We start from the raw sequence: 13,067 nt of genomic DNA on the forward strand, positions 1-13,067 counted from the left end.
GAGAGATTAAATCTCTCACGCTTTTTTTATTGTTCATAAATATAAAATAGTGGATTATAATACACTTTTCACTTAGCATGTTTAAGCCTTAACCTAGCACACCTTTTCTTCGTTTCACCAAACAATTCAGCCAGTTGACGATAGCAAGCATATTGACCTGGCCTATTTTTAATAAAGGCCAATCTTTCTAACCCATTAATCGGCAATACTTCATATGTTTCACTGATCAATTGTTGCTCCGATGTTTTAGAAGCTTGAATGATGAATCCTTCATATAAAAGAATTGCTTCTAACATATAAGCTTTTGCGTCTTCCCGTTTTGAATGTGTTGCATGGATTTTTTTTTCTAATGTCAGCCATTGCTGAAACCATTCGTCTACACGATCTTTCTCTATTGCTTCTTTCTTACATTCAATCATTCTTGACAAGACCTTTCTTTAATCGCTTTTGTCCTTCGCGACAAAGCTCAAGTAATGGACAAATGTGGCATTGTGGTCTTTGCGCTTTACAATGATAACGACCAAAGAATATAAGTTGATGATGTGCTTTAGACCACCTTTCCGGTGGGGTCTTCTTCATGACCGTCTCTTCCACTTGTAGCACACTATCTTTCCATTTGCACAATCCTAGACGTTTCGTCACTCTTTCTACATGTGTATCAACTGCAAATGCCGGTTGCATAAAAGCAACTGACAATACAACATTTGCTGTCTTTCTCCCTACCCCAGGCAACGTCACTAATTCCTCGCGTGTATCTGGGATCTCTCCCTGATAGACCTCTAAAAGTCTTTGACATAGCTTTTGGATATTTTTAGCTTTACTGCGAAATAAACCTATAGAACGGATATCCTGTTCAAGCTCTTCTACTGGGACCGCTAAATAATCCTCTGGTCTTTTATACTTTTGAAATAGAGATGGTGTGACTTTATTGACAAGAGCATCTGTACATTGAGCAGAAAGCAACGTAGCGATAGTAAGCTCGAAAGGATTACTATGAATTAGTTCACAATGTGCTTCTGGAAACATCTTATCCATTTCTTCTAAACAGTATGTCCATTGTTTTTTTGATAACATTCTAACCCTCCCCTTTTACTTTTGTTGATCAAGCCAATTGTAAAAAGGTATATTATTATTTGGTTTCTTTATGTCTGATTCTTTAGGGGCTTGATAATCCTTGGTTGTTTTTACAGTATTTTTACGAAAGTTCTTCGAATGTTTCTCTGCATCTTCAATCGTTTTAACATGATTTTTCTTCCATTCAAATAAAATGCGATCGATATAGCGCAGACTTAGCTTTTGAGAAAGTACTGCTTCCATTAAAGCTTTTCGGATAACCTCTGGTGTATGACGATCTTGATCTAGCCACATAGAAATCATTTCTGTTTCCATTGGCGATAAAAAACGTCCAAACTCCTGCTCAAAAAGTTGAAATAATTGTCCCTCTTTTAACTTTTCATTTGTAGTTTCATCTTTTTGATTTTGAGTGGTCATATAATCAAGTATTCTCTTCCAAAGTGGCATCAGACTTATTACTTCATATAAAACACCTTGCTCGTCCAACTTTTGATGTATTTCCATATACCCTTTTTGCATAAGCCGTTGCATATTTGTAGCGATCATATCTTCACTCATAGTCATACGTTCCGCAATATTAGCTGGTGTTGGAAATGAATTGCCGCTTTCTTGAAATGCATTTAAATGCATGATCAGCATGGCTTCTTCATCCGAAATCTGAAGCAATTTGTAGAATTGAAAAAAAAGCTGAGAAATGGTTACATTTCCCTGCTCAATCCATACTTGGAGCCGTTCCGTTTCTTTCATTTCAAGAACCCCTCCCTTTTAGTCACTAAATAGAACAAGAAGAAGCGCAAATGCGATTCTTCTTGCCATGCCTTGAAAATTAAAATTTATTAAGGATAAATACGGTTAAGTAGACGTGGGAACGGAATTGTCTCACGAACATGCTCAACGCCAGTAATCCAAGCAACTGTGCGCTCTAAGCCTAATCCAAAGCCCGAGTGAGGAACAGCACCGTACTTACTTAAATCTAAATACCATGCATAAGCTTCTTCATCCAAACCATGTTCCGCTATACGTTGTTTCATTAGTTCATAATCATAGATACGTTCTGAACCGCCAATGATCTCTCCATAACCCTCTGGGGCAATTAAGTCAGCACATAATACAACATCATTGCGTTCTGGGTGAGGTTGCATATAGAACGGCTTAATGCCTACTGGGTAACATGTGATAAATACAGGTTTATCATAGTGTTCAGCAATTGCTGTTTCATGCGGAGCACCAAAATCTTCACCCCATTGAATATCGTCAAATCCTTTTTCATGCAATAATTCAATTGCTTCATCGTATGAGATACGTGGGAATGGAGCTTGTATATTCTCTAACTTGGTTGTATCGCGTCCAAGTAATTCTAATTCTAGTTTGCAATTTTTAAGAACAGATTGCACGATATATGCAACATATTGTTCCTGTACTTCTAGCGATTCATCATGCTCATAGAATGCCATTTCGCCTTCAATCATCCAGAACTCAATTAAATGGCGACGTGTTTTTGATTTTTCAGCTCGGAAAGTTGGGCCGAATGAGAATACTTTCCCTAACGCCATAGCTGCAGCTTCTAAGTATAGTTGCCCAGATTGTGAAAGGAATGCATCTTGATCAAAATATTTTGTATGGAATAATTCTGAAGTTCCTTCAGGAGCAGAACCTGTTAGGATAGGCGGATCCACTTTTTTAAATCCTTCTCCATTAAAGAACTCGTACGTTGCACGAATGATTTCATTTCGCACTACCATAATGGCATGTTGTTTTTTTGAACGCAACCAAATATGACGGTGGTCCATTAAAAATTCAACACCATGTTCTTTAGGTGTAATAGGATAATCATGAGCTTCTGAAACTACTTGAATTTCTTGTATTTGTAGCTCATAACCGAAAGAAGAACGAGTATCTTCAGTTACTTCACCAATCACATATAAAGAGCTTTCTTGTGAAATAGATTTTGCCGCAGCAAAAGTTTCTTCACTCACATTCGCTTTTACAACAACTCCTTGCACAAAGCCAGAGCCATCACGCAATTGCAAGAAAGCGATTTTTCCGCTTGATCTTTTATTTGCTAGCCAAGCGCCGATTTTTACTGTTTCGCCGACATGTTTTGGCATGTCTTGAATAGAAATTTTTTTCATATTGTCCTCCAGCATGCTAAATATCTATTATGATAATTTTAAAAATCATAATAAGCAACTTCATTGAACTTCTCATCACATAAGCGACGAAATTCTTACACTCACAATTCTAATTGAAGTAAAGGCTGAGCCGCAATTCATTAAGCCGAAACGATTGGTGATATGAATCAGCCGTTACCTAAGTTAGTAATCACAATGGACTAATTCATTACCTACGGTTTCTGTCACCTTGAATCTTCAAAGGAAATGTGAAGCGTCAATACTATAACACCATTATATACAAATTCTCAGCAAATTTCGTGTAAAAAGGATAAATTCTTTAAGAACTCCTGTTTTTTACCCAATCAAAGGTCCAATCATATTAATCATCTATATTTTTTCTATAGATTCGTTAAACGTTTCCACCAACGACCATCTTCAAAGAGGATATACACATAATTCAATTGACCCTTTTTATTTTTGTAGGTAATTTCCCAAACAACTCCAGGCTTTTCGATACCTAGTTTGGCGTGAAGAATTTCTTTCACATCTCCTTTTTTAGATGCTTCAGCTATTGCGTCTTTTTTGGAAATCCCATCTTTCAAATAAATTCCTGTTGGTTTTTCCTTCTTATTCTCTTGTGACACAATCAGTGCTTTTCTTTTTCCTGAGCTATCTTTACCAATTACCGTCACATAAGATTCTTTTCCATGGTATACATACGACTCCGTGACGGATGACAGTTCTTGTTTATGCAAAACTGCCGCTTTCGCAGTTTTCTCTGTTTGATAAAAAGGCGAAAATGCTTTCCATCCAACAATCACCAGAATTGTGAGAGCTAATAGCGGTAAAAATATAGCGAAGAATTTTATCCAATTTTTCATACAATCACCTTATATTTCTTTGTTTATTTTATTTTGGATATCGAGCTTGCTTCTTGGAGATGAATCATAGCCTTCAGCTCCAAGAAACCCACTTCAAACTAGCTATTATACCAATTTTCCAACTCTAAAACCATAGCATCGAGCGTTACTTTTTTCACAGGCACATTTGGCAATGCATTTGTAAATTCTTTACCGTAGGATTTGGTTTCTATACGCCTGTCGAGCACTATTAAAACACCTTTATCCTCAGATGATCGGATTAATCTTCCAAAGCCCTGTTTGAAGCGTAATATAGCTTCTGGGAGTGATAATTTATAGAACGAATTATCACCTTTTTGGGTAATTCTTGCGGCACGCGCTTTAAAGTAAGGATCTTCAGGTGAAGAAAAAGGCAACCGCACAACGATGACAGCAGATAATGCGTCACCAGGGACATCTACACCTTCCCAGAAGCTATTAGTTCCAAACAGCACTGAACGCTCGAAACGCTGGAACATCTTTAGAAGTCGCATCCTGCTGCCCGAAGACATACCTTGTGCAAACAACATATAATCATCCAGAGTACCAGTTTCTTGTATAAGATCAACTGTTTTTCGAAGCATGTCTTGTGATGTAAATAATACAAAACATCTGCCATTTGTTGCTAGCACCGTCTGAACTATCGCTTCTGCTACAGATTCAATATAAACAGTTTGAGATACATTCTGTATGTCTGGCATATCCTCTACAACATAGACACTTGCACCGCTATAATAAGACGATGGAGCTTGGAATTGGTGTAGCGGAACCGTCTTTTCAAGACCCAATTGCTCTGCAATAAAACGTGGATTTTTAGGTACCGTTAACGTCCCTGATGCCCATATGATGCCAGCAGTCTGGCGGAAGGATTGGAAAATTCTCGCTACTGACTCTTCCACTTCTGCTGGTCTTTTATAGACATGTACACTGCCGGGAAGGTTTCTTAGGTCTAGCTCCATCCAAGCAGCATCATTTTCAATCTGTTGCAAGAAAATTGAGTCCCATTCAGCTAGATAGACTTGCAGTTCATTCAATTGGTATTGCCAATCAGCAAGATGTACCTTTTGCTTTGTCGATAATTCATCAGGATAACGCAAATAAGCATTGGTCATATAGTTGGCAAGTGAAAGCCATTGATTCAACCGATAGCTATACTCTTTAAATACAGTCGTCTGTAAATTAAGCTGTGATAGTAAGTAGCTTTGTTTATGATGGCTTTTTTTTGTTTTTTCTGAAGGTAGCCCTCTTAACAAGGCCATAATCGACTTATCAAACAACGAAGTTAAATCTTTAAATTGCTCATCCAATGCTGTTAGCTGTCTTGTTGATATTGTATGACTACTCACTAAATTAAGATAGAATGGATGTTCAATACCGCTTGATTCGGATGAACCTAACTGGCCAAATAAATGCTTCCATTTAGAGTATGAAAAGACTTTTTCCGCACGATTTGTCGCCGCTTGGATAAATTGATGACCTTCATCTAAAATCCATCCATTCACATTTTTAAAAACTGGGTCAGGCCGATTTAAATCAGCAAGCACCATAGCATGATTTGTAATGATTAAATCTGCTTTTTTGCACGCATGGAGTGTTTGCAAATAAAAATCAAAAGTCGGTTTTCTTCTCCTCCTGTTTTCCGCTGTTGTTTCCATCCGCCTTATTTTATCGACGAAATATTTTCCGCCACCTGTTAGTGTTACTTCACCTAAATCTCCTGTTTCTGTGTCTTGGAGCCAGACAATCAATTGTAATTTGGTGAAATTCTCATCGTAAGAAACATCCTTTACCTCAAGCAAATCGCAAAAACGATCTAAATCAATATAATTATCCATCCCTTTTACGATAACAGCTGACACCTTATTCTGTAATATTGACTCGGCCTTCGGCAATTCTTCTTGCAATAATTGATCAAGTAAATGAGATGTGTATGTACTAATTGCCATCGTACAATGATATTTTTTTGCATAAATAATGGAAGGTATCAAATATGCGAGTGTTTTGCCAATTCCTGTAGAGGCTTCTGTCATAATTTCCTCTTTATTCAGGAGGGCTTCCCACACCTCATCCATCATTTTGAACTGATCTTCTCTCACTTCAAAGTGTTGAAATGCTTTTTCAAAAAGCTGCTTCTTTTCTTGAAAGGTTACTGGATAATCAATGATTTCCTGTCTATCTTCTCCATCATTAGGCGGCTGCTTTAACGCTAAACGCCGATAATAAAAATGATGATCCGAAGTAGCACTCTGTTGAGTTCTTTTTATATGAATAGCATCTAACAACAATCTTGAAATATTAGATTTAAGTTGAAAAGAACGCTCATGAAGCTGTTCAAGAGTCAATAAAGGCAGTGCTAAAAGCCTGTGCCAACATGCCTTTAATAAATATGCTGTCGCGGCTGCATCATCATCCGCTCTATGTGCATTAGCTAATCTTATCCCGAGCTCTAGTGCTAAATCTTGAAGTTTAAAGCTATAGGCTGTTGGGAATAAAATTTTAGCCAGCTCTACTGTATCTAAATGCTTTCCAACCCAATTTGGCAATCCTGCTCTTTTAAACTCAGCTTGTAAAAAAGGCAAATCAAAATCGGTGTTATGAGCAACAAACACTGTATCCTGTAGTATTTCATATATTTCTTCTGCTTTTTCTTCGAAAGTAGGGGCATTTTTCACTTCTTTTTCAGATATATGTGTCAAATCCTGAATAAAATAAGGAATTCTTTGCTCAGGATTGATGAAGGTCGTATAGGTTGATAGTATTTCCCAGTCTTTCATCAAGACTATGGCAATTTGAATGATTCGGTCCCCTTGTTGTGAGGAATGACCTGTTGTTTCTAAATCTACAATTGCATACGTTTGGCTTTCCAATCTTCTTCACAACTTTCCGTAATGGTATATACAAGATTTTATCATATTTAAGCCAGTTTAGCTGACTCTGGTGTTAGGTTTTATTCGTTGATTTTTAGCAAAAAAGTAGTTGCTAGGATTGTAGTATTTTAGTAAATGAAAAAATGAATGAAGAACTTGCTTACAACATTTAGTTTTTTTATGCTTCAGACGATGTTTTCCGTGGGAATCACTGTCCAGGAAGAAACACCATTTTATGAAATTAATCGAGTCGATGAGGTTCAATTAGGGGCTAATATTGTTCTATCTCAACATCATTTTCACTTTAAATAAGTTATTTTACACCTCCTCTACCTACCATTATCCGAAGAGAGAAAAAAACCCGAGGATTTTAAATCATCGGGTTTTTGAATCAATAATTATAGTTGTTGGTCCACTGTTGGTCAGCTTCACATCCATCATAGCACCGAAGATGCCAGTTTCGACATGTAGGCCAAGAGCAAATAGAGTGCTGTTGAAATACTCCCATAAAAGATGAGCTTCTTCAGGCCGGGCAGCATCTGTAAAGCTTGGACGATTTCCTTTCTTTGTATCCGCATATAAAGTAAATTGCGAAATGGAAAGAATTTCTCCACCATACTCTTTTATCGAAAGATTCATTTTGCCGTTTTCATCTTCAAAAATGCGCATTTTAGCGATTTTTTTAGCAATAAAGTCTGCATCCTCTTTCGTATCTCCATGTGTAATGCCGACTAACAAAACAAAGCCCTGTTCGATGCTTCCTGTTACTTTTCCGTCCACTGTAACAGAGGCTTCTTTGCTTCGTTGTACTACTACTTTCATGTAATCGTCACTCCAATTTTAATGTATGACACGTTGCACTAGATAAATATCTGGAATTTGTTTAATGCGTTCTACCACTTTATACAGGTTATGGATATGGCGAATTTTCAACGTCATATTGATTGTTGCAATCTTATTCCGATCAGTACGGGCGCTAATAGCAATAATTGGCGTTTTTGTTTCAGTAACTACTTGAATCACTGTATTCAGTAAACCTTCACGATCAAAACCTGATATTTCAATATCTACATCAAATAGTTTTTGTTCTGATTCTAGGTTTTTGCTCCATTCAACATCAATCAACCGTTCTTGATCCTCAGCTTTAATATTAGGACAATCTGCACGATGCACAGAAACACCTCGCCCTTTAGTAATAAAACCGACAATATCATCACCCGGCACCGGATTGCAGCATCGAGACAAACGGATCAATAAATTTTCCAAACCTTTTACCACAACACCTGTTTCGGTTACTTTTTCTTTTTGAGGCACTTTCATTTCTTTTGTGATTTTTTCCAGCGTTTCTTCTTGACTACGTTGCTTTCTCAATGGTTCAGATAAGCGGTTGACTACTTGTACAGCCGTCATTCCATTGAATCCAACTGCCGCAAATATCTCTTCTGCACTGGCATAATTTAATCTTTCACATACGCGTTTAAAGTTTTCAGGTGTTAATATTTCTTTTGGATCATAGTCTTGCTCAGCAATCTCTTTTTCAATCATTTCGCGCCCTTTAGTCACATTGTCCTCGCGTAATTGCTTTTTGAAGAACTGCTTAATTTTATGTTTCGCTTGAGATGATTGGGCTATGTTCAACCAGTCACGGCTTGGACCAAACGATTGTTTTGAAGTCATAATCTCAACAATATCGCCTGTATTCAACTTCGTATCTAGGGGCACCATCTTACCATTCACTTTTGAACCAATGGTTTTATTACCGATCTCTGAATGGACACGGTAAGCAAAGTCGATAGGAACAGAACCTGCAGGCAATTCGATTACATCACCCTTAGGCGAGAATACATAAACCATGTCAGAAAACAAATCAAATTTTAGCGATTCCATAAATTCTTCAGCGTTCGATGATTCATTTTGGAATTCAAGAATTTCTCTAAACCATGTTAATTTATTGTCAATATTCGATTTGCTTTGATCAACATTTTTACCTTCTTTGTAAGCCCAGTGTGCAGCTACCCCAAATTCTGCGATCTTATGCATTTCTTTCGTGCGAATTTGGACTTCAAGCGGATCGCCATATGGACCAATCACAGTGGTATGCAAAGACTGATAAAGATTTTGTTTTGGCATAGCTATATAATCTTTAAATCTTCCTGGCATAGGTTTCCAGAGAGTATGGACTGTACCAAGGACAGCGTAACAATCTTTAATACTATCTACAATTACCCTCACGGCTAAAAGATCGTATATTTCATTGAATTGTTTATTTTGCATAGACATTTTCCGGTAAATACTGTAAATATGCTTTGGTCTGCCCGAAAGTTCTGCATGGATGTGGATTTCACCTAACTGATCGTTGATTTCATCCATGACTGATTGTAAATAGTTCTCACGTTCTACGCGTTTTCTTTTCATCAAGTTGACAATTCGATAATATTGCTGAGGATTCAAGTAGCGCAAAGCTGTATCCTCTAACTCCCATTTAATCGCACTAATCCCTAAGCGATGTGCTAGTGGAGCGAATATTTCGAGTGTTTCTTTTGAAATACGGCGCTGTTTCTCTACAGGTAAGTGTTTTAACGTTCTCATATTATGTAGTCTGTCCGCTAATTTAATCAAAATTACTCGGATATCTTGGGCCATAGCGACAAACATTTTGCGATGGTTTTCAGCTTGCTGTTCTGCTTTAGATTTATATTTGATTTTCCCTAATTTCGTCACGCCATCTACAAGCATGGCGACTTCTTCATTGAATTCTTCCACAAGGTTTTCGCGCGTAACAGATGTATCTTCTACGACATCGTGTAAAAAGCCCGCTGCAACCGTCTCTGGATCCATTTGGAGATCAGCTAAAATGCCCGCAACTTGCACAGGGTGCAGGATATATGGCTCACCAGAGCTTCTAAATTGCTCTTTATGCGCTTCTTTTGCCACTTCGTATGCTTTTTTTACAAATGCTACATGTTCATCATTCATATATGATGAGAGTATTGCGAAAACTTCTTCGACTGTCATCACTTGATCTTTCGCCATGATTGCCCACCTTATTTCATAAATTTGCCGATTGAGTATAAAGTTAATTGTATAAAAAAAATAGCCTGTTTGTAAAGGCTATTAGTCCCGAAATATTGATATTTCGACAAATTTCGCGAGTCTATAATCTACTTGACCACAGACTCGCTATTATAAAAAATTAATATTGCATTAAAGTGAAGACGTCATACCCTTCAATTTTATCGCGACCATGAAGTTCTTCTAGTTCAATAAGGAATGCGCAGCCTACCACAACGCCGCCTAATTCTTCTACTAAGCGAATTGCAGCTTCCACTGTTCCGCCAGTCGCTAATAAATCATCGACAATCAGCACTTTTTGGCCTGGTTTTACAGCATCGCTATGCATAGTTAAAGTATCCTTGCCATACTCTAAGCCATAATCAGCTGAAATGACTTCACGTGGCAATTTGCCGGGTTTACGAACTGGAGCAAAACCAATCTCAAGTGCATAAGCAACAGGGCATCCTGTAATAAAGCCACGAGCTTCTGGACCTACGATTAATTCAGCGCCCACTTTTTTAGCATAGTCGACAATTTGGTCAGTTGCATATTTATATGCTTTACCATTATCCATAATTGTAGTGATATCTTTAAAAGAGATGCCTTCTTTTGGCCAATTCTCTACGATTGTCACATATTGTTTTAAATCCATTTGCTATGTTCCTCCTCAGAAACTGTTTGACTCTTCATCCGCGAGTCAAACCACTCTCTTAAATCCTTATAAGGCGCATACAATAAAGTTTGTTCCAATTCCATTTGCTGCTGCCGTTCTTGATAAATGTTCGCGCTTGTTAAATCCTTTTTCGGTGGATTGTCCACAATTTGAGCGAGACCATTTTCTATTGTAACAAATCCTAGTTCAAAAAACACCTGTGTCATAAAAATTAACGAATCACGGCTCCAGCCTTTATGTTTTGCCAATTCCATTAAATGCTCTCTCAGATGGAATGTACGCCTTTTCTTTAAGAAGGAATAGTACCAAACAAATTGTTCTCTTGTTGGCATAGCATCAAAGTAATGTGACTCTGGAATATAAAAATGGGCATAAACACGTCTTGGATTTGCTTCTTCTAATAATTTTTCAAGCAGTGAAGCGTTTGTTGGTAAATCGAGCAGCACAACATAGCTTTCTATTTGCTGCGGAGTCATTTTTTCTTCATAAATCATTATTTCAGCAGGTATGAGGGAATCAAAATACTGCAGGGTTCTGTTTTGAAAAGCGATAAATGTAACTTTTTCTAAAGGAATACTTTGAAGCCATCTCGAAACTTGGCGGATGCCCCGTAGATCAAATAATTGCCATTCATCTGTTTGGACATCTGCAAGCATAAGCTGGGGTTTTTTCCGGCCATTCCACTCGTTGATCTGCAAATCGCCTGCAAAATTTATTTTAATGCCATACGTCAATTCATCAGCCAAATATCCTTTATGAAAACCAACTGCATCTAAATCGCCATTCCTGGATGCGATTTGGAGTTTGATATGATTCTCGTCTGCTCCAATTTTGCGCATTGACTGGATTGTCGCATTTTCAATCGCATAGACAGGCTTTGCAAAACTAGTACCAAATGGAGACAAACGACGTACATCTTCAATAGAAGTAACGTCAATTTCCTCTACAGCAAGCGGAATATCAATATTTAGGACTGGAGTGAAGTCTTCATCTGTTAAACCTGCCCTCGCTTGTTCATCAAGGCGGATGCGGAGCTCGTCAATTTCTTCTACAGCAAGTGTCATTCCTGCTGCCATTGGATGACCGCCAAATGCTAGCAATATTTCGCTATTTTTCGCAAGCTCCTTATACATATGGAAGCCTTCAATACTGCGGGCAGAACCTTTAGCAGTCCCTTTTTCGAGATCTATTGAGAGTATGATTGCCGGTTTATAGTATCTTTCTACAAGCCTTGATGCGACTATACCAACAACACCTGGGTTCCATCCTTCATCAGCTAGGACTAGTACTTTTGCATCGCCAATCTCAGGATCATTCTCCACCATTTCAATTGCCTGCTCGGTAATGTTCGCCACGATTGCTTGTCGTTCTTTATTTTGTTCATTTAAATAGTTCGCCATAGACTGCGCTTCTTCTTTATCCTGCGTCATTAAGAAGTCGACCCCCGGTGCAGCATCTCCGAGTCTGCCTAATGCATTTAGCCGTGGTGCAAAACCAAAACCAATTGTCTCTTCATCAATATCTTGTGCTTTAACACCAGCAATTTGGCAAAGTGCTTGAATAGCAGGTTGTTTAGATTGTTGAAGCGCTTCTATTCCCGCTTTCACTAAATAACGATTTTCATCCAATAATGGCACCAAATCGGCAACTGTACCAATCGCGACAAAGGGGAGGAGATGTTGCGGCAACTCACCGTAGAGAGCATGTGCTACTTTAAATGCTACCCCAACACCAGCAAGCTCTCCAAAAGGATAATGGCCATCCGGATGTCTCGGATGGATAATCACATCTGCATTAGGCAACTCTTCACCAGGCTCATGGTGATCTGTCACTATGATATCCATCCCCAACTCTTTAGCGACTTGCACTTCATGATTGCCCGCGATTCCATTATCGACAGTAATAATCAGCTGAAATCCATCTTCATATGCTTGTCGAAACAATCGCTCACTTGGTCCATATCCATCAATAAAACGATTAGGAATAATGTGATGGACATCAGCTCCCAAATCTACTAAAGCCGTTTTTAGAACCGTAGTGCTTGTAATGCCATCGGCGTCATAGTCTCCATATATTAAAACTTTTTCTTTATTTTGTATCGCTTGTTTTATACGATCTACTGCATCGTGCATACCATACAAATCGTAAGGATCGTGTACTGAATGTTCATCGACCATTAAAAAAGCACGCGCAGATTCAACAGTGTCAAAACCGCGTGCGACTAATATTTTAGCTGAGATAGGTGATAAACGAAGCTCTTTTTCTAGCATTTCCACAAGTCGTTCATCAGGGCGATTGATACGCCATCTCTTCTCTGTTGCTGTCATTTCGTCACTCCCTATCATTCTATTATACAGAAGTAAGCTTATAGATTGAAAGCAGAATG

10 protein-coding genes are annotated in these 13,067 nt (G+C 38.1%); all 10 read right to left on the reverse strand.

Features of this window, described 5'->3' with window-relative positions:
- Positions 1-68 precede the first annotated feature (68 nt).
- Positions 69-419 (reverse strand): YpoC family protein, encoded by a 351-nt coding sequence (locus M2M59_RS10045; protein WP_249774499.1) that lies wholly within the window; start codon positions 417-419, stop codon positions 69-71.
- Positions 412-1,074: an endonuclease III gene (gene nth / locus M2M59_RS10050; protein ID WP_147195764.1), complete on the reverse strand. Its 663-nt coding sequence runs from the start codon at positions 1,072-1,074 to the stop codon at positions 412-414. Before nth ends, M2M59_RS10045 begins: the two co-directional genes overlap by 8 nt.
- 15 nt (positions 1,075-1,089) lie before the next feature.
- On the reverse strand, positions 1,090-1,821 hold the full coding sequence (locus M2M59_RS10055) for a DnaD domain-containing protein (RefSeq protein ID WP_150284686.1): 732 nt from the start codon (positions 1,819-1,821) through the stop codon (positions 1,090-1,092).
- 89 nt (positions 1,822-1,910) lie between these two features.
- The gene (asnS, locus tag M2M59_RS10060) at positions 1,911-3,206 is read right to left on the reverse strand and encodes an asparagine--tRNA ligase (protein WP_066788436.1); all 1,296 of its coding nucleotides are present in this window, start codon (positions 3,204-3,206) and stop codon (positions 1,911-1,913) included.
- Between the two features lie 380 nt (positions 3,207-3,586).
- Entirely contained in the window at positions 3,587-4,069 is a 483-nt protein-coding gene (locus M2M59_RS10065) for a cell wall elongation regulator TseB-like domain-containing protein (protein WP_147195768.1), read from the reverse strand.
- 98 nt (positions 4,070-4,167) lie between these two features.
- Positions 4,168-6,954, reverse strand: a complete 2,787-nt coding sequence (gene dinG / locus M2M59_RS10070) for an ATP-dependent DNA helicase DinG (RefSeq protein ID WP_249774500.1) — start codon at positions 6,952-6,954, stop codon at positions 4,168-4,170.
- Positions 6,955-7,329: 375 nt separating this feature from the next.
- A complete protein-coding gene (dtd, locus tag M2M59_RS10075) occupies positions 7,330-7,776 on the reverse strand; it encodes a D-aminoacyl-tRNA deacylase (RefSeq protein WP_249774501.1) in 447 nt (148 codons plus the stop codon).
- Between the two features lie 18 nt (positions 7,777-7,794).
- Positions 7,795-9,987, reverse strand: a complete 2,193-nt coding sequence (locus M2M59_RS10080) for a RelA/SpoT family protein (RefSeq protein WP_150284688.1) — start codon at positions 9,985-9,987, stop codon at positions 7,795-7,797.
- A gap of 160 nt (positions 9,988-10,147) precedes the next feature.
- Complete coding sequence (locus tag M2M59_RS10085; RefSeq protein WP_066788449.1) at positions 10,148-10,660, reverse strand: adenine phosphoribosyltransferase; 513 nt, start codon at positions 10,658-10,660, stop codon at positions 10,148-10,150.
- Entirely contained in the window at positions 10,651-13,008 is a 2,358-nt protein-coding gene (gene recJ, locus M2M59_RS10090) for a single-stranded-DNA-specific exonuclease RecJ (RefSeq protein WP_249774502.1), read from the reverse strand. The genes M2M59_RS10085 and recJ overlap by 10 nt, the downstream gene beginning before the upstream one ends.
- Positions 13,009-13,067 lie beyond the last annotated feature (59 nt).

The sequence above is a fragment of the Rummeliibacillus sp. G93 genome (genome assembly GCF_023515935.1).
GTDB lineage: Bacteria > Bacillota > Bacilli > Bacillales_A > Planococcaceae > Rummeliibacillus > Rummeliibacillus stabekisii.

Coding starts and splice junctions, on each gene's coding strand:
- M2M59_RS10045 (WP_249774499.1), bottom strand. CDS start 419: ATGATTGAATGTAAGAAAGAAGCAATAGAGAAAGATCGTGTAGACGAA.
- nth (WP_147195764.1), bottom strand. CDS start 1,074: ATGTTATCAAAAAAACAATGGACATACTGTTTAGAAGAAATGGATAAG.
- M2M59_RS10055 (WP_150284686.1), bottom strand. CDS start 1,821: ATGAAAGAAACGGAACGGCTCCAAGTATGGATTGAGCAGGGAAATGTA.
- asnS (WP_066788436.1), bottom strand. CDS start 3,206: ATGAAAAAAATTTCTATTCAAGACATGCCAAAACATGTCGGCGAAACA.
- M2M59_RS10065 (WP_147195768.1), bottom strand. CDS start 4,069: ATGAAAAATTGGATAAAATTCTTCGCTATATTTTTACCGCTATTAGCT.
- dtd (WP_249774501.1), bottom strand. CDS start 7,776: ATGAAAGTAGTAGTACAACGAAGCAAAGAAGCCTCTGTTACAGTGGAC.
- M2M59_RS10080 (WP_150284688.1), bottom strand. CDS start 9,987: ATGGCGAAAGATCAAGTGATGACAGTCGAAGAAGTTTTCGCAATACTC.
- M2M59_RS10085 (WP_066788449.1), bottom strand. CDS start 10,660: ATGGATTTAAAACAATATGTGACAATCGTAGAGAATTGGCCAAAAGAA.
- recJ (WP_249774502.1), bottom strand. CDS start 13,008: ATGACAGCAACAGAGAAGAGATGGCGTATCAATCGCCCTGATGAACGA.